Below are 19,329 nucleotides of genomic sequence, written 5' to 3'. Positions count from 1 at the left end.
GAAGCTAAGCCTTTCAGCGCCGATGGTACTGCAGGGGGGACCCTGTGGGAGAGTAGGACGCCGCCGAACAATCATTGTGGGAAAGCCCCGCACCAACCCTTCAGGGTTCGGTGCGGGGCTTTTCTGCGTTCCGGGTGCCTGTGCGGACTCCTGTAGGGTCAGAGGGCATCGTTCAACCTTTCTACCGTCACAGTGGAGGCCCCCGGGTGGAGGTCCAGGAGACTCGGGTTCAGACTGACCGAATTTTCACCATTCCGAACATCCTGAGCATGGCTCGCCTCGCCGGCGTGCCCGTGTTCCTGTGGCTGATCCTCGCGGAGTACGACGGGTGGGCCCTGGCCGTACTCATGCTCAGCGGTATCAGTGACTACCTCGACGGGAAGCTCGCGCGGCGCTGGAATCAGATCAGCAACCTCGGGCGGCTGCTGGATCCCGCCGCCGACCGGCTGTACATCCTGTCGACGCTCTTCGGTCTGACCTATCGCGAGATTCTTCCCCTGTGGCTGACCGCGGCGCTGCTCGCGCGTGATCTGATGCTGCTGGTCAACGTGTGGATCCTGCGCCGACACGGCTATCCGCCGCCGCAGGTCAACTTCCTCGGGAAGGCCGCCACCTTCAACCTGATGTACGCGTTCCCCTTGTTGCTGCTCAGTGACGGGACGGGTTGGTTGGCCTGGATGGGGTCAGTTTTCGGATGGGCGTTCGCGGGATGGGGTACAACGCTCTATTGGTGGGCAGGAATCCTGTACGTGGTTCAAGTCCGCCGTCTCGTGAAGGCGGACGCCACCGCCGATTGAGCCCGCCCGACCGGAAGGCACGGTGGAGCCGGGGAGTCACCGTCCGAGACGGGTGAGGTCGGCACGAACGTCGTCTCTCAAGGAGGACTCTTCCGACATGAAGGCCGTCGTGATGGCCGGTGGTGAGGGCACACGTCTTCGCCCCATGACCTCGAGCATGCCCAAGCCGCTCCTGCCGGTGGCGAACCGGCCGATCATGGAGCATGTGCTCAGGCTCCTCAAGCGGCATGGGCTCAGTGAGACCGTGGTCACCGTGCAGTTCCTGGCGTCGCTCGTCAAGAATTACTTCGGGGACGGCGAAGAGCTCGGTATGGAGCTCACCTATGCCAACGAGGAGAAGCCACTCGGCACCGCCGGCAGCGTCAAGAATGCCGAGGAGGCCTTGAAGGACGACACGTTCCTCGTCATTTCCGGCGATGCGCTGACCGACTTCGACCTCACCGATCTGATCCGCTTCCACAGGGAGAAGGGCGCACTCGTCACGGTGTGCCTGACCCGGGTGCCGAACCCGCTGGAATTCGGCATCACGATCGTGGACGAGGAGGGCCAGGTCGAGCGGTTCCTGGAGAAGCCGACCTGGGGCCAGGTGTTCTCCGACACGGTGAACACCGGCATTTACGTGATGGAGCCGGAGGTCTTCAACTACGTCGACCCGGACGTCTCGGTCGACTGGTCGGGGGACGTCTTCCCGCAGCTGATGAAGGAAGGCCGGCCGATCTTCGGCTACGTGGCCGAGGGCTACTGGGAGGACGTGGGCACGCACGAGAGCTACGTCAAGGCACAGGCCGACGTGCTCGAGGGCAAGGTCCAGGTCGAGATGGACGGCTTCGAGATGTCGCCCGGCGTGTGGGTCGCCGAGGGGGCCGAGGTGAGCCCCGACGCGGTGCTGCGCGGGCCGCTGTACATCGGCGACTACGCGAAGGTCGAAGCCGGTGTGGAGATCCGCGAGCACACCGTCGTCGGATCGAACGTCGTCGTGAAGAGCGGGGCCTTCCTGCACAAGGCCGTCGTCCACGACAACGTGTACATCGGGCCCCACAGCAACCTCCGCGGCTGCGTGATCGGCAAGAACACCGACATCATGCGCTCCGCGAGGATCGAGGACGGGGCCGTCATCGGCGACGAGTGCCTGGTCGGTGAGGAATCGATCGTCCAGGGGAACGTGCGCGTCTACCCCTTCAAGACGATCGAGGCCGGTGCCTTCGTCAACACGTCGGTGATCTGGGAGTCCCGTGGCCAGGCGCACCTGTTCGGCGCGCGGGGAGTCTCGGGAATCCTGAACGTGGAGATCACCCCAGAGGTGGTGGTCCGGCTCGCCGGCGCCTACGCGACCACCCTCAAGAAGGGGGCGATCGTCACCACGGCCCGTGACCACTCCCGAGGCGCCCGAGCGCTGAAGCGCGCGGTGATCTCGGCGCTCCAGGCCAGTGCCATCGAGGTGCGTGACCTGGAGAACGTCCCACTGCCCGTGGCCCGGCAGCAGACCGCGCGCGGCAGTGCCGGCGGGATCATGCTGAGGACCTCGCCCGGCGTGCCGGACTCCGTGGACATCATGTTCCTGGACGAGCGCGGGGCTGACCTCTCGCAGGCGCAGCAGCGCAAGCTCGACCGGGTCTACGCACGCCAGGAGTACCGGCGCGCCTTCCCGGGGGAGATCGGGGACCTGCACTTCCCGGCGAGCGTCTTCGACTCGTACACGGGATCGCTGCTGCGGCAGGTGGACACCACCGGGATCGGCGAAGCCGGGCTCAAGGTGGTCGTCGACGCCTCGAACGGCAGCGCCGGCCTCGTCCTGCCCAGCCTGCTCGGACGGCTCGGGGTGGACGCCCTCACGATCAATCCCGGGCTCGACGAGTCGAGGCCGACGGAGACCGCGGAGTCCCGCCGGGCCGGACTGGTGCGGCTCGGGGAGATCGTGGCCTCGGCGCGGGCGGCCTTCGGGGTGCGGTTCGACCCGGTGGGCGAGCGGATCTCCCTGGTGGACGAGCGCGGGCGGATCATCGAGGACGACCGGGCGCTGCTGGTGCTGCTCGACCTGGTCGCCGCGGAGAAGCGCAGCGGCAAGGTCGCGCTGCCGGTGACCACGACGCGCGTCGCCGAGCAGGTGGCGGCCTACCACGGCACCCAGGTGGAGTGGACGACGACCTCGCCCGATGACCTGACCCGGGTGGGCCGGGCCGAGAACACCATCTTCGGTGGAGATGGCCGCGGAGGGTTCATCGTTCCCGAGTTCAGCAGTGTCTTCGACGGCTCGGCCGCCTTCGTGCAGCTCCTCGGGCTGGTCGCGCGGACGCAGCTCACTTTGAGCCAGATCGACGCCCGGATCCCGCGCGCCCACGTCCTCAAGCGGGACGTGCCGACTCCGTGGGCGGTGAAGGGGCTCGTCATGCGGCGGGTCGTGGAGGCGGCCGGAGACCGGCAGGTGGACACCACCGACGGGGTGCGGGTGGTCGAGGCCGACGGGCGGTGGGTGCTGGTCCTGCCCGACCCGGCGGAGGCGGTCACGCACCTGTGGGCCGAGGGCCCCGACGACGCCTCGGCGCAGGCGCTGCTCGACGAGTGGGCGGGAGTGGTGGACGGGGCCGGGCACTGAGCGCCGGACTCTGATCCACGAACGACCGAGGTCCGGGGGGCCTGGCGGGGGACGGCCCCCCGCCAGGCCCCCCGAACGGACGCATTCGGTGTGTACGCCGCCGACATGCGACGATGTGCGGCATGTCGCAGCCGCCTCACAATCGGAGTTCGGCGTTCCCGGTGCCCGCGCGCCCGGACGCTTCCATGTCGCTGCTGACGCACGTGATGGACCACAGCCTCGACGAGGGCTACGCGGAGGCGTCGGCCCGCCGTGGGGCGGAGGGGACCTCGGGGCTGCCCCGAACCCTCAAGGCCAAGCTGGGGCTCGCAGCGGGCCTCGTGCTCGCGGCGATGGTCGTCACGCTCGGCGCCGCCCAGGCGCGGGTGGCCGCGCCGGTGCTGGCCAAGGAGCGTCAGGAGCTGATCGACCGGGTGGAGCGCGCGGACAACCGTGCGGACGGCCTGGAGCGGGACATCGAGCGGCTGCGGACCGACGTCGCGGACCGCCAGAGCGCGGCGCTCAAGCAGCCCGGCGGGCGACAGGGCGATCTCGTGGCGCTGCTGTCCGGTGCCACGGAGGTCCGGGGCCCGGGGATCAAGCTGGTCGTCGACGACGCCAAGGGCGCGTCCGACGGTGGCGGCGGCGGTCCGCGCGAGAGCGCCGGGTTCTCGGACACCGGCCGCGTGCGCGACCGCGACATGCAGAAGATCGTCAACGGGCTGTGGCAGTCCGGCGCGGAGGCGGTGTCCATCAACGGACAGCGGCTGACGGCGCTGTCGGCGATCAGGGCCGCGGGTGACGCGATACTGGTCGACAACAGGCCGCTGGTGCCGCCGTACGAAGTGCTGGCGGTGGGGGACAAGAAGCGGCTCGGCACGGCCTTCCAGGATTCGGCGGACGGCCAGTACCTGCACGTGCTGCAGGAGAGCTACGGGATCCGCTACACCCTGTCCGCCGCGGACGAGGTGCGACTGCCGGCCGCGCCGAGCGTGACCGTACGTACAGCTACAGCAGCAGAGCAGCAGAAGGGTGCATCGTGATCGCGGTACTGGGCCTCTTGGTCGGAGTGGTGGCCGGACTTCTGGTCCGGCCCGAAGTGCCGGCCGTGGTGGAGCCTTATCTGCCGATCGCCGTGGTGGCGGCGCTGGACGCGGTCTTCGGCGGCTTGCGCGCGATGCTGGACGGCATCTTCGTGGACAAGGTCTTCGTGGTGTCGTTCCTGTCGAACGTGGTCGTGGCCGCACTGATCGTCTTCCTCGGCGACAAGCTCGGCGTCGGATCGCAGCTCTCCACGGGTGTGGTCGTCGTCCTCGGCATCCGCATCTTCTCCAACGCCGCGGCCATCCGTCGGCACGTGTTCCGGGCGTGAGGCCGATGAGTACGGACGAGACCCCGGAGCAGCCGGGGGGCGCGGAGCAGCCGCCGGAGAACGCACCGGAGCCGTCGAAGAACGCACCGGAGCCGCCGCGGGAGGTGCCGGAGCCGAAGGAGGTCCCGGAGCCCGCTGAGCAGACGGGCCGGCAGCGGCTCGCGGCCGGGCTGTGGCCGCCGCGGGTGAGCCGTGCCCAACTGATCGTCGCCCTGCTGCTGTTCGTCCTGGGCCTGGGGCTGGCCATCCAGGTGCGGTCGAACAGCGAGTCCAGCGCGCTGCGCGGGGCCCGCCAGGAGGACCTCGTACGGATCCTCGACGAGCTCGACGGGCGGACCAAGCGCCTGGAAGACGAGAAGCAGCGCCTGGAGGAGCAGCGCAAGGAGCTGGAGAGCAGCTCCAACCAGGCCGAGGAGGCGCGCAAGCAGACCGTGGAGAAGGAGCGCCAACTCGGCATCCTGGCCGGTACGGTGGCAGCGCAGGGGCCGGGCATCACGTTGAAGATCACCGATCCCACGGGCAAGGTGCGGTCCGACCAACTGCTGGACGCGCTTCAGGAGCTGCGGGCGGCCGGGGCCGAGGCGATCCAGATCAACGGCGTGCGCATCGTGGCCGGCTCGTACTTCTCGGACGAGGACGGTGGGGTCGCGATCGACGGTAAGAAGATCACACAGCCGTACGAGTTCAAGGTGATCGGCAAGGCCCAGGATCTGGAGCCCGCGCTCAACATCCCCGGCGGCGTGGTCCAGACGCTGGAGAAGGAGCAGGCCACCGTCGCCGTCACACGGTCGGCGAAGATCGTCGTGGATGCCTTGCGGGCTGCGAAGCAGCCTGACTACGCTCGGTCGTCATCGTGATGATGCGGAGTGGAGAGTGGACCGGCTCACGCGGGCTGATGACTGCGGGGGGTCGGCGCACCGAAGTCGCGGTGCGTGGTGGAAACTGTCTGGTGGTTACGGACGTTGTGAGAATGTCCGGGTCGGCAGGTGTCTGCATTCGGAGTTCGTCCTGCCCCACGGGCGGGTCTGTTTCGGTCAAGGGGAATCGCCCGTGAAGTTGTTTGAGAAGTTGTTCGGCAAGAAGAACCGCGAAGAGAGCGGCTCGGCACGTCACCGTGCCGAGCAGGGTGGCGTGGAAGGGCAGGGCGACCGGCCGCTCTTCCGCGACGAGGTGGCCGGCGCGGGTGACAATTCGGGCGCTTCCGGCGCGTCGACTGTTGACCCTGCCGGTACCGGACGCATAGGTTTCGGTGAACCATCAACCTCGACTACGGGTGGAGGGTTTGCACCCGACCCGTATGCCACCAATGCCTCCGCGGGGCAGCCGCGGCGCGAGGAGCCGTCGATGTCGGCCGAGCAGATTTGCAGCAGGTGCGGACACCGCAGCGATGCGGCCAGCCGGTTCTGCTCCAACTGCGGGGCGCCGCTTCGGGCGGGTCTGACGCCGGAGCGAGCCTCGGAGACCACGTCCACCATCTCGATCTCGGGCCTCGAGGCCTACGAGGCCGAGGTGTCGGGACAGACGCACGTGTCGTCCTCGCTGTCCCCCGAGGCCCAGGCCGCGGTGGAGGCGCTGCCGCCCGGTTCCGCCCTGCTCATCGTGCGGCGAGGTCCCAACTCCGGTAGCCGCTTCCTGCTGGACGGCGAGCTGACCACGGCGGGCCGGCACCCGCAGAGCGACATCTTCCTGGACGACGTCACCGTCTCCCGGCGTCATGTCGACTTCCGCAGGGGCCAGGACGGCGGTTTCACCGTCTCCGACGTCGGCAGCCTCAACGGCACGTACGTGAACCGCGAACCGATCGACTCCGTCGCCCTGCACAACGGCGACGAGGTGCAGATCGGCAAGTACCGGCTGGTCTTCTACGCGAGCCTGCGGGGCGTCTGACCCCATTTGGGAAGGTCTCATGCTGCGTACCCCGACCGGCGGTGCCCACGACAACGGCACCGCCGGCGCCGCCGGGCGGCTGGTGAGCATCGGCACCGTGCTCACCACGCTGCGTGACGAGTTCCCCGAAGTCACGATCTCGAAGATCCGCTTCCTGGAGGCGGAGGGGCTCGTCGAACCCCGGCGCACGCCTTCGGGGTACCGCAAGTTCAGCGCCGAGGACGTGGAGCGCCTCGCGCACATCCTGCGGTTGCAGCGCGATCACTACCTCCCGCTGAAGGTCATCCGCGAGCAGCTCGACGCGCTCGCACGCGGCGAGCAGATCCGCATCCCGGCGCCCACGGCGCACGCCGACTCCGACGGCACGGTCGATCCCGGCAGCCCCGTGGCCCTCTACGGCGAGGTGGGCCGGGAACGGCCCACGGTGGCCCGGGTGGGCCGTGCGGAGTTGCTCGCGGCCGCCGAGGTGGACGAGGTGCAGCTGGTCGAATGGGAGTCGTACGGGCTGCTCGCGGAGGTTCCGGGCGGCGGATTCGACGCGGAGGCCGTCACCGTGGCCCGGCTCGTGGCCGATCTGGGGCGCTTCGGACTGGAACCGCGGCACCTGCGCGCCATGAAGGCCGCCGCGGACCGCGAGGCGGGTCTGGTGGAGCAGGTGGTGGCACCACTGCGCCGCCACCGCAACCCGCAGACCAGGGCGCACGCGGAGGCCACGATGAAAGAACTCGCGGGGCTGTCCGTACGGCTCCACGAGGCCCTCGTGCAGACGGCTCTCGGGGTCCGTCTCAGGTGAACCGGGCGGTCGGAGTGGGGCCCCGACTACCCAAACCTGCCGACCAGGTCCTAGGGTTGCTGTGTGAACGAGCTCGACGTTGTGGGTGTCCGGGTGGAAATGCCCTCCAACCAACCGATCGTGCTCCTGCGTGAAGTGGGAGGCGACCGGTACCTCCCCATCTGGATCGGACCAGGGGAGGCGACCGCGATCGCCTTCGCGCAGCAGGGGATGGCCCCTGCCCGGCCGCTGACGCACGACCTGTTCAAGGACGTGCTGGAAGCGATCGGCGAGGAGCTCTCCGAGGTCCGGATCACGGATCTGCGGGAGGGCGTCTTCTACGCGGAGCTCGTCTTCGCCAGCGGGGTCGAGGTGAGCGCGAGGCCCTCCGACGCCATAGCGCTGGCCCTGCGCACGGGGACGCCGATCTACGGCAGTGACGGCGTCCTCGACGACGCCGGAATCGCCATTCCGGACGAGCAGGAGGACGAGGTGGAGAAGTTCCGCGAGTTCCTCGACCAGATCTCGCCCGAGGACTTCGGTACCGGCCCGCAGTGAGTGCCGGCGGGGCCGTCCACGGGGCGACCGGCCGGGAACTTTCAGCCCATTCGAGTAGCCTTTCCCCGCAAAGGGATACGGGAAACCACTCTCAGGGTGATTATCACTCGGCGTGCCGAGTGTGGCGATCGTTGACGCACCCCTGGTGACTGCCTACCTTCGAGGTGGGCAGGTCAAGGACGGAGGGTCGGCGTGAGGATCACGGGCGACGGTACGACCGGGGGCACCCCCGCGCGGAGTGACGGGGGACCGTACCCGCTGCACGGCAGTGCGGTCGGGGCCGCGCACCGTCAGCCGGACTCGACGCCGGTCGGATCGGTGGGTGGCGACCAGGCGCCCGCGCAGATCGGATACCGGGGACCGACGGCGTGCGCCGCGGCCGGCATCACCTATCGGCAGCTCGACTACTGGGCGCGCACCGGCCTCGTGGAGCCGAGCGTGCGGCCCGCGTACGGGTCGGGCACCCAGCGCCTCTACAGCTTCCGGGACGTGGTGGTCCTCAAGATCGTCAAGCGTTTCCTGGACACCGGGGTGGCGTTGCAGAACATCCGCACGGCCGTGCAGCACCTGCAGAACCGCGGGTTCCACGACCTCGAGCGGATGACGCTGATGAGCGACGGCGCCACCGTGTACGAGTGCACCTCCCCGGACCAGGTCGTGAGCCTGCTCCAGGGCGGGCAGGGTGTTTTCGGCATCGCCGTGGGCGTGGTGTGGCGCGACGTCGAGAGCGCGCTGTCGCAGCTGCACGGGGAGCGCGTCGACACCGGCGAGACCCTGGTCGGGCACAACCCGGCCGACGAGCTCGCGGCGCGCCGCAACCGCGCCGTCTGAGCGTGGGGGCGGCCCGCCCCGGAAACGTGGCATGGAAATGTCAGAGGCGTAGGGCAGCATCGGGGCTGTGAGAGCCGCGCCGACCATCCTGCACCTGGACATGGACGCCTTCTACGCCTCCGTGGAGCAGGCGTCCAAGCCGAGCCTGCGCGGCAAGGCCGTCATCGTCGGCGGTCTCGGGCCGCGCGGGGTCGTCGCGACCGCCTCGTACGAGGCCAGGCGGTTCGGGGTGCACTCCGCGATGCCGACCGCGCAGGCGAGGCGTCTCTGCCCGAACGGTGCCTACCTCATCCCGCGCTTCAGCCTCTACCGCGCGGTCAGCGACCAGGTCATGGCGCTGCTGCGGGCGCTGTCGCCGCTGGTGGAGCCGCTGAGCCTCGACGAGGCCTTCGTGGACCTGGAGGCGGGCGGGGTCGCCTTCGACTCGGCGAGCGCCCTGGCGACGGGGGAGCGGCTGCGGGCGGACATCCGTGGCGTGACGGGGCTCAGCGGGTCGGTGGGGCTGGCCGGGTCGAAGATGCTGGCCAAGGTGGCGTCCGAGGAGGCCAAGCCGAACGGGCTGCTGCTCATCGAGCCGGGTACGGAGCGGGAGCTCCTCGCGCCGATGTCGGTGCGGACCCTGCCGGGCGTGGGGCCGGCCACCGGGGAGCACCTGCGGCGGGCCGGGATCACCACCGTGGGGGAGCTCGCGGAGGCCGGTGAGGACGAGCTGGTCCGGATGGTCGGGCGGGCGCACGGCGTGGGCCTGTACCGGATGGCGCTGGGACTGGACGACCGGCCGGTGGTCGCCGAGCGGGACGCCAAGTCGGTCTCGGTCGAGGACACCTTCGACGTGGACCTGCACGACCGGGTCCGGATCCGGGGCGAGGTGCAGCGGCTGGCGGACCGGTGCGTGCGGAGGCTGCGCGAATCCGGGCACTCCGGGCGCACGATCGTGCTGAAGGTGCGCCGGTACGACTTCTCGACGCTGACGCGCTCCGAGACGCTGCGGGGCCCGACGGACGACCCCGGAGTGGTGCGGGAGGCGGCCGCGCGGCTCCTGGAGGGTGTGGACACCACCGGCGGGGTGCGGCTGCTGGGGGTGGGCGTGACGGGGCTGGCGGACTACACGCAGGAGGACCTCTTCGCGCAGGCGGCGGAGGCGGCGGAGGCGGCGGAATCGGCCGAGGGGGCCGAGGAGGCTGCCGAGCCGCTCGGGGAGGCCGAGCCGGCCGCCGGGTCCGAGGCGTCCTTGGACCCGTGGTCCGCCGCCCCCGGGGCGGAGCCCGAGCCGGCTGTGGAGCGGCGGTGGATGGCCGGGCTGGACGTGCTCCATTCGGTGTACGGGCCGGGGTGGGTCCAGGGCAGCGGGGTCGGGCGGGTGACCGTGCGGTTCGAGCAGCCCGGTTCGCCGCCGGGCCGAGTTCGGACCTTCCGGGTGGACGACCCGGAACTGGAGCCGTCCGACCCGCTGCCGCTGGTGGGGGCGACGGACGCGGGCACCTGAGGGGTGCCGCGAGGTGGGTCGGCCGGGGGCCTGCGCCGCCCCGCCCGGTGCGCGGCCGGATAGGGCGCACAGGGCGTCGTACGGCCCGCGTACGGGTGCCCTGCGGGGGATCGGCCGTGGAGGGGGCAGCGGTGGGACGGGGCGGCTTGGTGCCGGGCCTGCGGGCGCCGCGCCACCGCGGCCCGCACACGGCCCCGGCGCGCCGGCTTGCCGGGGGCGCGTCGCCCCGGAGACGGGCGCCCGCGGCGCCTGACGGTCCGCGTGCCGCCGCCCCGGGTTCGGCCGGCCGGGGCGGCTTGGCGGCGGGCCCGCGCGGGCACGCTCGGGCCGGCCCCGGCCGCGGCCCCCTGGCGGGTGCCGTGCGGGGGCGGCCGTGGCCCTTAGGGTCCGTTGCGGCTCGACGCGCGTGGGGGCCGGGCGGGGGCCGCCTGGCGTGGGCCGCGGCACCGGAGGCCGGTGGTGTGGCGGGGGCGGTCAGTCGTCGTCGCCCGCCAGCCGGCCGAAGTCGCGGTGGAAGTCCGTGGGGAGCGTCACGTCCAGGCCGTAGTGGTGGTAGAGCTGGAGCTCCTGTTCCGGGGAGAGGTGGCGGCCTACGCCGAAGTCGGGGGCGTCCTTGATCAGGGAGCGGTCGAACGGCACCCGTAGGGCGTCGTCCACCAGCTCGCTCGGCTCCAGCGGAACGAACGCGTCCCGGCTGAACAGGCCCGTACGCACTGCGGCCCACTCCGGGACGCCTGTGGCATCGTCGAGGTAGACCTCGTCCACGGTGCCGATCTTGGTGCCATTGCGGTCGAACGCCTTGCGGCCGATCAGGCTGCGCGGATCGATGTCGGTCTGCACGGTCCCTCCAAATGGTCGCAACTCCTCCGTAATGACTACAGAAGTGCATATCCCAAGAAGAGGCCACTCGGGGAGGGTCCGGATCCTCGCTGGTAGGCTGGGTGCTGGCTGTCGACCCTGTGCGGGAGAGTCCTCCGAGTGAGAACGACGGAGGCGCCGAAGGAGCAAATCCTCCCCGGAATCTCTCAGGCATACGTACCGCACGGACGAGGCCACTCTGGAAAGCAGGGGCGGGTACCGGGCGCGCAGTGCCGGTTCCCCTCCTCACCGACGGTGAAAGCCGGTGGCTCGAGCGACCCTCCAGCGACCGGTGAAACTCTCAGGTTGAGATGACAGAGGGGGAGGCCGTCCGGGTGCCCGCGCCGTGGTGCCCCTCGCAGGTCGTACGACCAGGAGGCCTCCGTACAATGACCGCCAACCGCATTCCGCTCTCCCAGCTGGAGCGAGGCATCCCCTTCGAGCAGCGCCACATCGGTCCGGACGCCGAGGCGCAGGCGAAGATGCTCGCTCAGGTGGGCTACGGCTCGCTGGACGAACTGACCGCCGCCGCGGTGCCGGACGTCATCAAGACCGCCGAGGCGCTGAACCTGCCCGAGGCGCGGACCGAGGCCGAGGTGCTGGCCGAGCTGCGTTCGCTCGCCGACCGCAACCAGGTCCTGTCGTCGATGATCGGTCTCGGTTACTACGGGACCTTCACGCCTCCGGTGATCCTCCGCAACGTCATGGAGAACCCGGCCTGGTACACGGCCTACACGCCGTACCAGCCGGAGATCTCCCAGGGCCGCCTCGAAGCGCTCCTGAACTTCCAGACCCTCGTCGCGGACCTCACCGGCCTGCCGACCTCGGGTGCGTCGCTGCTCGACGAGGGCACCGCGGCCGCCGAGGCCATGTCGCTCGCCCGCCGCGTGGGCAAGGTCAAGGGCGGCGTCTTCCTGATCGACGCCGACGCCCTGCCGCAGACCATCGCGGTGATCGAGACCCGCGCCGAGCCGACGGGCGTCGAGGTCGTCGTCGCGGACCTCTCGAACGGCATCCCCGCCGAGATCGCCGAGCGCGGTGTCTTCGGCGTGCTGCTCCAGTACCCGGGTGCCTCCGGCGCCGTACGGGAGATCAAGTCGGTCATCGACCAGGCGCACGAACTCGGTGCGATCGTCACCGTCTCGGCCGACCTGCTCGCCCTGACCCTGCTGACCTCCCCGGGCGAGCTGGGCGCGGACATCGCCGTCGGCACCACGCAGCGCTTCGGCGTCCCCATGGGCTTCGGCGGACCGCACGCCGGGTACATGGCCGTCCAGGCCAAGCACGCCCGCTCCCTGCCGGGCCGCCTCGTCGGCGTCTCCGTGGACGCAGACGGCAACAAGGCGTACCGCCTGGCCCTCCAGACCCGCGAGCAGCACATCCGCCGCGAGAAGGCCACCAGCAACATCTGTACCGCGCAGGTGCTGCTCGCCGTCATGGCCGCCATGTACGCCGTCTACCACGGCCCGGACGGCCTGCAGACGATCGCCCGCCGCACCCACCGCTACGCGACCCTGCTCGCCGCGGGTCTGACGGCCGGCGGCGTGGAGATCGTGCACGGCGCGTACTTCGACACGATCACCGCCCGCGTCCCGGGCCGTGCCGCCGAGGTCGTCGCCGCCGCCCGCAAGGGCGGGGTCAACCTGCACCAGGTCGACGCGGACCAGGTCTCCATGGCCTGTGACGAGACCACCCTGCGCGCCGACATCGAGGCCGTCTGGGCCGCCTTCGGCGTCAGCGCCGACATCGAGGCGCTGGACGAGACCGTCGCGGACACCCTCCCCGAGGGTCTGCTGCGCTCGGACGCCTTCCTGACGCACCCGGTCTTCCACCAGCACCGTTCCGAGACCGCGATGCTGCGCTACCTGCGCAAGCTCTCGGACAAGGACTACGCGCTGGACCGCGGCATGATCCCGCTGGGCTCCTGCACCATGAAGCTCAACGCGACCACCGAGATGGAGCCGGTGACCTGGCCCGAATTCGGTCAGCTGCACCCCTTCGCCCCGGTGGAGCAGGCCGAGGGCTACCTCACGCTCATCAACGAGCTGGAGGAACGTCTCTCCGAGGTCACCGGCTACGACAAGGTCTCCATCCAGCCGAACGCCGGCTCGCAGGGTGAGCTCGCCGGTCTGCTGGCCGTGCGCGCCTACCACCGCGCGAACGGCGACGAGCAGCGCACCATCTGCCTCATCCCGTCCTCCGCGCACGGCACCAACGCCGCCAGCGCCGTGATGGCCGGCATGAAGGTCGTCGTCGTCAAGACCGCCGACGACGGCGAGGTGGACGCGGACGACCTGCGCGCCAAGATCGAGCAGTACCGCGACGAGCTCTCCGTGCTGATGATCACCTACCCGTCCACGCACGGTGTGTTCGAGGAGCACGTCGCCGACATCTGCGCCCAGGTGCACGAGGCCGGCGGCCAGGTCTACGTGGACGGCGCGAACCTCAACGCCCTGGTGGGTCTGGCCAAGCCGGGTCACTTCGGCGGCGACGTCTCGCACCTGAACCTGCACAAGACCTTCTGCATCCCGCACGGCGGCGGCGGTCCGGGCGTCGGCCCGGTCGGTGTCCGGGCGCACCTCGCCCCGTACCTCCCGAACCACCCGCTGCAGCCGACCGCCGGTCCGGAGACGGGCGTCGGCCCGATCTCGGCCGCGCCGTGGGGCTCCGCCGGCATCCTGCCGATCTCCTGGTCGTACGTCCGCCTCATGGGCGGCGAGGGCCTCAAGCGCGCCACCCAGGTCGCGGTGCTCGGCGCCAACTACATCGCCAAGCGCCTGGAGCCGCACTACCCGGTGCTCTACACCGGCCCGGGCGACCTGGTCGCGCACGAGTGCATCATCGACCTGCGTCCGCTGTCGAAGGAGACGGGCGTGAGCGTCGACGACATCGCCAAGCGCCTGATCGACTACGGCTTCCACGCGCCGACGATGTCCTTCCCGGTCGCGGGCACGCTGATGATCGAGCCGACGGAGTCCGAGGACCTCGCGGAGATCGACCGCTTCTGCGACGCGATGATCGCCATCCGCGGCGAGATCGAGAAGGTCGCCTCCGGCGAGTGGCCGCTGGAGGACAACCCGCTGGCCAACTCCCCGCACACCGCGGCGGCGCTGGGCGGCGAGTGGAACCACCCGTACACCCGTGACGAGGCCGTGTTCCCGGGCGGGGTCACGGCCGCCGAGAAGTACTGGCCGCCGGTGCGCCGCATCGACGGTGCGTTCGGTGACCGGAACCTGGTGTGCTCCTGCCCGCCGCTGGACGAGTACGACAACTGATCGATGACGAAGGGGCCGATCCGGGAGGTTCTCCCGGGCCGGCCCCTTCGTCGTTCACGATCCGTCCTATGCGACCGCGAGCGGCCGGTGCGGGGCGATGATCTGGCCGTCCGGGAGCAGCTCCCCGGTGTCCTCGAAGAGCAGGACGCCGTTGCACAGCAGGCTCCAGCCCTGCTCCGGGTGGTTGGCCACGGGGCGGGCCGCCTCCCGGTCGGCGGATTCGGCTGACGGGCAGGCTGGCTGGTGCTGGCACATGGATGCGTTCTTTCGCTGCGACGTGGTCTGTGTGCTACGGCTCGATGCGTGATTCATGGCCGTCCCCCTGGATCATCCCCGCACCCGCGGGGAGCGTGTCCTCAGTCTTCCCCCAGGACAGCCGCTTCGCAGGGATTTCCCGCCGGCTGTCCTCACAGATTGATGACGCATCACTCGTGCGGGCGGTTCAGGCCAACTCCCCTGTCATTTCGGATGGTTCGACGGTGGCCCGGGCGGACTAACCCGAATGGGCCAATCGGGTCAGGCGGCCGGAGCGGCCAGCGAAGGCGGGACCGGTGGCGTCGCCGGGGTGAGCCGGTGGGTCAGCACGGGCAGCAGTTCGGAGACCGGATGCGGCCGGTACGCGGCGATGCCGGGCGGGGCCGGAGCCAGGGGCACCAGCAGGTCCTCGCCCGCGGGCAGGCCGGCGGAGGCGTCGGCGCCGACGGCCCCGTGCAGCCACAGCGTCAGCATGTACAGCTCCGGTACGGACAGCAGACGCGGCTGGTAGCCCTTGCCGAGCGACTCCGCCTGGCGCAGCGCGCGTTCGGTGGCCGCGACGTAGGGGCCCTCGAAGAAGTGGGAGAAGGTCCAGCCGTCCGGGGTCAGCCGGGTGTCGGCCGCGGCGACGAACCGGTCGCCGCTGCGGATGAGGAACCGCCAGCCGGTGAGCCGGGTGCGCGGCGGCCTGCCGCCGGCCGCCAGATTGGACATGCCGAGCCGGTCGAGGACGTGGACCGGCAGGGGGAGTTCGGCGGTCATCGGCCCTTGGAGCGCGCGCAGGGCGGGAGTGTGCGCCTCGTTGACCGCGGTGGGGGAACCGAGAGCCGCGAGGACACTGCGCAGGGCGGACGCGGGAGCCGGAGGGACGTGCAGCGGCATGGTGGGTCGCCTCTCACTTGGGAGACCTGTGGAAGGGGGAGGTGCGGACGGCGCTGTCGCATTCTGGGGCCAGAGGGGGGCTGAGGGGCAATGGCCGCGCGCCAACTCTCTGCCTCGTTTGCGGAGTTTATACGACATGTGTTCACGCAGTGTTTCGGCTAGCTGTCCCGCCTATTGCCGACAAGGCGCTTACCGGTCCCGCTGACATGGCATTCATGCCGGATGGGCGCGAACACGTCGCGCTGACCTCGGAGGTTACCGGACGGGGGCCCGGCTGAAAAGCGTCGGTTATCCGGAACAGGCAAAGGCGAGGGGGAATTTGCACAAGTCGGCTTGCCAGGTGAATGTGCCGGAGCGCCCTTCGGCCAAACCGGCGCGCGCTCCGCGCAGTGCACGCCCCCCGGGCGTTATGGATCACGCTGCCGGGGCATCATCGACCGTAACGCGCGCCTGGGTGCCCAGGGCCAGGCCCAGTCGAGGAGGGACGCTTCGATGGGGGAGAAGGTCGTGGCAGGCGGATTCGACCTGTCCGATCGGCAGAGGTATCGAAGGAAGCTCCACGAGTGTCTGGAGGGACTGGAGCGACTTCTGGCGGAGGGGAGGTTCGATCGCCCGAAGAACATGATGGGACTGGAGATCGAGTTGAATCTCGCCGGTGCCGACGGGCTGCCGAGAATGGTGAATGCGGAGGTGCTGGAGCGGATTGCGAGCACGGATTTCCAGACCGAACTGGGAATGTTCAACCTGGAGGTGAACGTCCTTCCGCACAGGCTCGGCGGCCGCGTATTCGACCGGCTCGCCGAGGAACTCGGTGCGGGGCTGGGCTACGCCCACCGGCAGGCCGCGGAGATCGACGCCGGGGTGGTGATGATCGGCATTCTGCCGACGATCTCGCGCGGTGACCTGGTCGCCGCCAACCTGTCTGCGGTGGACCGGTACTCGCTGCTGAACGAGCAGATCCTGATGATGCGCGGCGAGGACTTCACGCTCGACATCGAGGGTGTCGAGCGGCTGACCTGGACCTCCGGGTCGATCGTGCCCGAGGCCGCCTGCACCTCCGTACAACTGCACCTCCAGGTCACGCCGGCCCGGTTCTCGGACGTGTGGAACGCCGCGCAGGCGGTGGCGGCCGTCCAGATAGCCGTCGGCGCGAACTCTCCCTTCCTGTTCGGGCGCGAGCTGTGGCGGGAGTCGCGGCCGCCGCTGTTCACGCAGGCCACCGACACCCGACCGGTCGAGCTCCAGGCCCAGGGGGTGCGCCCGCGCACCTGGTTCGGGGAGCGGTGGGTGGACTCGGCGTACGAGCTCTTCGCCGAGAACGTCCGCTACTTCCCCTCCCTGCTGCCGATCTGCGACGAGGAGGAGCCGCTGCGGGTGCTGGACGAGGGCGGGGTGCCGCGGCTGCAGGAACTCGTCCTGCACAACGGCACGGTCTACCGCTGGAACCGGCCCGTGTACGGGGTCGCGGACGGGGTGCCGCACCTGCGGGTGGAGAACCGGGTGCTGCCGGCCGGGCCCACCGTCGCCGACGTCGTCGCCAACGCCGCCTTCTACTACGGGCTCGTACGCACCCTCGCGGACGACCCGCGCCCGGTGTGGACCCGGCTGCCCTTCGCCGAGGCGGAGGCCAACTTCGACGCGGCCTGCCGGTACGGGATCGAGGCCCGGGTGCGGTGGCCGCGCCGGGGCCGGACCGGGGGGCTGGTGAGCGTACCGGCGGTGCGGCTGGTGCTGGACGAACTGCTGCCGATGGCGGCGGCGGGGCTGGACGCCTGGGGCATCGAACCCGCGGACCGGGATTACTACCTCGGCATCATCGAGGAGCGCTGCCGGCGGCGCGTGAACGGGGCGACCTGGCAGGTGGACACCTACCACCAGGCCCTCGCGGCCGGGTTGGAACGGGACGAGGCGCTGGCCGCGACGACGCGACGCTACAGCGAGCTGATGCACAAGGGCGATCCCGTGCACACCTGGCCCGTGGGGTTGGGGGGTGCGGGCCCGGCCTGACCTGCCGCCCCCCGGGTCCCGTGATCCCGTACGGCCGCCGAGGAGGCAGTATGGGGTGGTCGGAACAGCGCGGCAGGGTGGCAGGGACGGGAGTCGGGCGTGCGGGTGGAGCCGGAGCCGGTGGACGTGGAACTGAGCGGAGAGGGGCGGCGCGGCCTCCTGCGGACCGAGCTGCTGCTCGTCCTCGCCCTGTCCCTGGGGGCGAGCGCCTTCTCCTCGCTGATCAGCTTCATCGGCTCGCTCACCAAGCCCGGCGGGCTCAGGGACCAGGCCGCCACGCTCAACGCCTCGCACGCCCCGGGCCGCCCCTGGCTGGACCTGGCCTGGCAGCTCTTCGGGATCGCGACCGCGCTGGTCCCCGTACTGCTCGTGGCCCACTTCCTGACGCGCGAGGGCGCGCCCGGGCTGCGGGTGCTCGGCTTCGACCGCACCCGGCCCTGGTGGGACCTGGGCCGGGGCGCGCTCGTGGCGGCGGGGATCGGCAGCGCGGGGCTCGCCTTCTACCTGGCCGCTCGGGCGAGCGGAGCCAACCTCACGGTGGTCCCGGAGGCGCTGCCGGACGTGTGGTGGAAGTTCCCCGTGCTGATCCTCTCCGCGGTGCAGAACGCCGTGGTGGAGGAGGTCATCGTGCTGGCCTACCTGCTGCGCAGACTCGGGCAGCTGGGCTGGTCGCCGATGGCCGCGCTGGTCGCAAGCTCCGTGTTGCGGGGCTCGTACCACCTCTACCAGGGCATCGGCGGCTTCATCGGCAACATGGTGATGGGCGTCGTCTTCGTGCTCGCCTACCGACGCTGGGGGCGGGTGGCGCCGCTCGTCGTCGCGCACGCGCTGCTCGACATCGTCGCCTTCGGCGGGTACGCGCTCCTCGCGGGCAAGGTGGGCTGGCTGCCGACGCCCTGACCAGGTGCCCTGACCCGCGCGGCACCCTGACGCGCCCGGCGCCCCGACCCGGCGCGGGCCACCCGATCGGCCCTGCCGGGCGGGGGCGGGAGCGGGAGCGGTGCGACGCTGAAGGGGGAGCGAGGAGGCGCGCGCGGTGGCTGTTCTGGACTCCGTGGTGCAGTTCGCGCCCTTCTTCGTGCCGGTGGTCACCGGCCTGGTGGGCGGGATCAGCCTCCTCATCCGCGACCGTCGCGAGGCGCGCAGCAGCGACCACCACTACCGCAGACGACTGGAGAAGGCCCAGCTGGAGATCCAGTTCCTCAGCGGCTGGATCCAGGCCAAGGAACTCGCGCCCACCGACGCCCCGGCGCCGGACCCCGAGCCCGGGCAGTGGCTGGACGAGTGCTACGCGTCGGTGCGGCGGGCCAAGGAGGACACGGGCGGCCGCCACCGGACGGGGCCGGTCACGCTGCGGCGGCTCCTGCTGCTGGGGGAACTGAGCGGCCCGGCGAAGACCGTGCGGGTCGTCTACTGGATCTCCCTCGCCCTGTTCAACGGGGCGCTCGCGTGGTGGGTGAACGCGCTCGTCGCCGGCGTGCCCGGCTTCGTGCACCAGGAGGGCGTCTCCGAGTCCGAGGAGATCGCCTCCTATCTGGGGTTGGCGGGCGTCTTCTTCGTCGTGTCGGCGGTCCTGTGGGGGTGGACGGTGCACCTGGGTGCGGCGGAGCCGGCGCAGATCTATCGCAAGCGGATCGACTCGGCCGCCTGGATCGAGAACGAGGACGCGCGGCGGAAAGCGGCTCGCGCGAAGGCGGAGGCGAAGGCGCGCTCGAAGGCCGCCCGGTCGAAGGGTCGCTCGAAGGGCTGACCGCAGGGCTGACCGGGCCGGGCCGGT

General features: G+C 70.7%; 17 protein-coding genes and 1 riboswitch. Of the genes, 14 read left to right on the top strand and 3 right to left on the bottom strand.

All coding sequences use genetic code 11. From position 1 onward, the window contains the following. Nucleotides 1-206 precede the first annotated feature (206 nt). From ACFYZL_RS22330 to ACFYZL_RS22285, 10 genes are all read left to right on the top strand, one after another. Entirely contained in the window at nt 207-797 is a 591-nt protein-coding gene (locus ACFYZL_RS22330; protein ID WP_384592432.1) for a CDP-alcohol phosphatidyltransferase family protein, read from the top strand. A gap of 97 nt (nt 798-894) precedes the next feature. Beyond that, the gene (locus ACFYZL_RS22325) at nt 895-3,390 is read left to right on the top strand and encodes a sugar phosphate nucleotidyltransferase (protein WP_384757216.1); all 2,496 of its coding nucleotides are present in this window, start codon (nt 895-897) and stop codon (nt 3,388-3,390) included. A gap of 113 nt (nt 3,391-3,503) precedes the next feature. Beyond that, a complete protein-coding gene (locus ACFYZL_RS22320) occupies nt 3,504-4,412 on the top strand; it encodes a DUF881 domain-containing protein (protein WP_384757214.1) in 909 nt (302 codons plus the stop codon). Continuing rightward, on the top strand, nt 4,409-4,741 hold the full coding sequence (locus ACFYZL_RS22315; RefSeq protein WP_373040019.1) for a small basic family protein: 333 nt from the start codon (nt 4,409-4,411) through the stop codon (nt 4,739-4,741). The genes ACFYZL_RS22320 and ACFYZL_RS22315 overlap by 4 nt, the downstream gene beginning before the upstream one ends. Nucleotides 4,742-4,746: 5 nt before the next feature. Further along, complete coding sequence (locus ACFYZL_RS22310; protein WP_384757212.1) at nt 4,747-5,598, top strand: DUF881 domain-containing protein; 852 nt, start codon at nt 4,747-4,749, stop codon at nt 5,596-5,598. Nucleotides 5,599-5,683: 85 nt separating this feature from the next. After that, nucleotides 5,684-6,628, top strand: a complete 945-nt coding sequence (locus ACFYZL_RS22305) for an FHA domain-containing protein (RefSeq protein WP_384757220.1) — start codon at nt 5,684-5,686, stop codon at nt 6,626-6,628. A gap of 19 nt (nt 6,629-6,647) precedes the next feature. Continuing rightward, on the top strand, nt 6,648-7,421 hold the full coding sequence (locus ACFYZL_RS22300; RefSeq protein WP_384757209.1) for a MerR family transcriptional regulator: 774 nt from the start codon (nt 6,648-6,650) through the stop codon (nt 7,419-7,421). A gap of 63 nt (nt 7,422-7,484) precedes the next feature. Beyond that, on the top strand, nt 7,485-7,958 hold the full coding sequence (locus ACFYZL_RS22295) for a bifunctional nuclease family protein (protein WP_384592450.1): 474 nt from the start codon (nt 7,485-7,487) through the stop codon (nt 7,956-7,958). A gap of 192 nt (nt 7,959-8,150) precedes the next feature. Further along, on the top strand, nt 8,151-8,789 hold the full coding sequence (locus ACFYZL_RS22290; protein ID WP_384757206.1) for a MerR family transcriptional regulator: 639 nt from the start codon (nt 8,151-8,153) through the stop codon (nt 8,787-8,789). Between the two features lie 67 nt (nt 8,790-8,856). Beyond that, nucleotides 8,857-10,275, top strand: coding sequence for a DNA polymerase IV (locus ACFYZL_RS22285; RefSeq protein WP_388681129.1), 1,419 nt, complete (start codon nt 8,857-8,859; stop codon nt 10,273-10,275). Nucleotides 10,276-10,749: 474 nt separating this feature from the next. Here ACFYZL_RS22285 and ACFYZL_RS22280 read toward each other — a convergent pair whose 3' ends face one another. Next, complete coding sequence (locus ACFYZL_RS22280) at nt 10,750-11,115, bottom strand: PRC-barrel domain-containing protein (protein ID WP_384759214.1); 366 nt, start codon at nt 11,113-11,115, stop codon at nt 10,750-10,752. A gap of 112 nt (nt 11,116-11,227) precedes the next feature. Continuing rightward, nucleotides 11,228-11,326, top strand: a riboswitch (glycine riboswitch). 196 nt (nt 11,327-11,522) lie between these two features. Here ACFYZL_RS22280 and gcvP point away from each other — a divergent pair. Beyond that, a complete protein-coding gene (gcvP, locus tag ACFYZL_RS22275) occupies nt 11,523-14,408 on the top strand; it encodes an aminomethyl-transferring glycine dehydrogenase (RefSeq protein ID WP_388681125.1) in 2,886 nt (961 codons plus the stop codon). Nucleotides 14,409-14,474: 66 nt separating this feature from the next. On the opposite strand, the gene ACFYZL_RS22270 is transcribed toward gcvP, so the two are convergent. Together ACFYZL_RS22270 and ACFYZL_RS22265 are read right to left on the bottom strand one after the other, a co-directional pair. Then, nucleotides 14,475-14,663, bottom strand: a complete 189-nt coding sequence (locus ACFYZL_RS22270) for a DUF5999 family protein (RefSeq protein ID WP_329388107.1) — start codon at nt 14,661-14,663, stop codon at nt 14,475-14,477. A gap of 261 nt (nt 14,664-14,924) precedes the next feature. Beyond that, a complete protein-coding gene (locus ACFYZL_RS22265) occupies nt 14,925-15,545 on the bottom strand; it encodes a hypothetical protein (RefSeq protein WP_384753510.1) in 621 nt (206 codons plus the stop codon). 492 nt (nt 15,546-16,037) lie between these two features. On the opposite strand from ACFYZL_RS22265, the gene ACFYZL_RS22260 reads away from it, so the two are divergent. From ACFYZL_RS22260 to ACFYZL_RS22250, 3 genes are all read left to right on the top strand, one after another. Then, nucleotides 16,038-17,552: a glutamate-cysteine ligase family protein gene (locus tag ACFYZL_RS22260; RefSeq protein ID WP_384753507.1), complete on the top strand. Its 1,515-nt coding sequence runs from the start codon at nt 16,038-16,040 to the stop codon at nt 17,550-17,552. Between the two features lie 99 nt (nt 17,553-17,651). Continuing rightward, the gene (locus tag ACFYZL_RS22255; protein ID WP_384753504.1) at nt 17,652-18,452 is read left to right on the top strand and encodes a CPBP family intramembrane glutamic endopeptidase; all 801 of its coding nucleotides are present in this window, start codon (nt 17,652-17,654) and stop codon (nt 18,450-18,452) included. 136 nt (nt 18,453-18,588) lie between these two features. Further along, entirely contained in the window at nt 18,589-19,302 is a 714-nt protein-coding gene (locus ACFYZL_RS22250; protein WP_384753501.1) for a hypothetical protein, read from the top strand. Nucleotides 19,303-19,329: the final 27 nt, after the last annotated feature.

This window comes from Streptomyces sp. NPDC001717 (genome assembly GCF_042892775.1).
Taxonomy (GTDB): Bacteria; Actinomycetota; Actinomycetes; order Streptomycetales; family Streptomycetaceae; genus Streptomyces.
This window is presented reverse-complemented; position numbering and strand designations above follow the sequence as displayed.

Bases quoted from the DNA above. Each gene is read 5' to 3' on its own strand.
- gcvP (WP_388681125.1), top strand. From the start codon at position 11,523: ATGACCGCCAACCGCATTCCGCTCTCCCAGCTGGAGCGAGGCATCCCC.
- ACFYZL_RS22260 (WP_384753507.1), top strand. From the start codon at position 16,038: ATGGGGGAGAAGGTCGTGGCAGGCGGATTCGACCTGTCCGATCGGCAG.
- ACFYZL_RS22310 (WP_384757212.1), top strand. From the start codon at position 4,747: ATGAGTACGGACGAGACCCCGGAGCAGCCGGGGGGCGCGGAGCAGCCG.
- ACFYZL_RS22325 (WP_384757216.1), top strand. From the start codon at position 895: ATGAAGGCCGTCGTGATGGCCGGTGGTGAGGGCACACGTCTTCGCCCC.
- ACFYZL_RS22270 (WP_329388107.1), bottom strand. From the start codon at position 14,663: ATGTGCCAGCACCAGCCAGCCTGCCCGTCAGCCGAATCCGCCGACCGG.
- ACFYZL_RS22300 (WP_384757209.1), top strand. From the start codon at position 6,648: ATGCTGCGTACCCCGACCGGCGGTGCCCACGACAACGGCACCGCCGGC.
- ACFYZL_RS22265 (WP_384753510.1), bottom strand. From the start codon at position 15,545: ATGCCGCTGCACGTCCCTCCGGCTCCCGCGTCCGCCCTGCGCAGTGTC.
- ACFYZL_RS22320 (WP_384757214.1), top strand. From the start codon at position 3,504: ATGTGCGGCATGTCGCAGCCGCCTCACAATCGGAGTTCGGCGTTCCCG.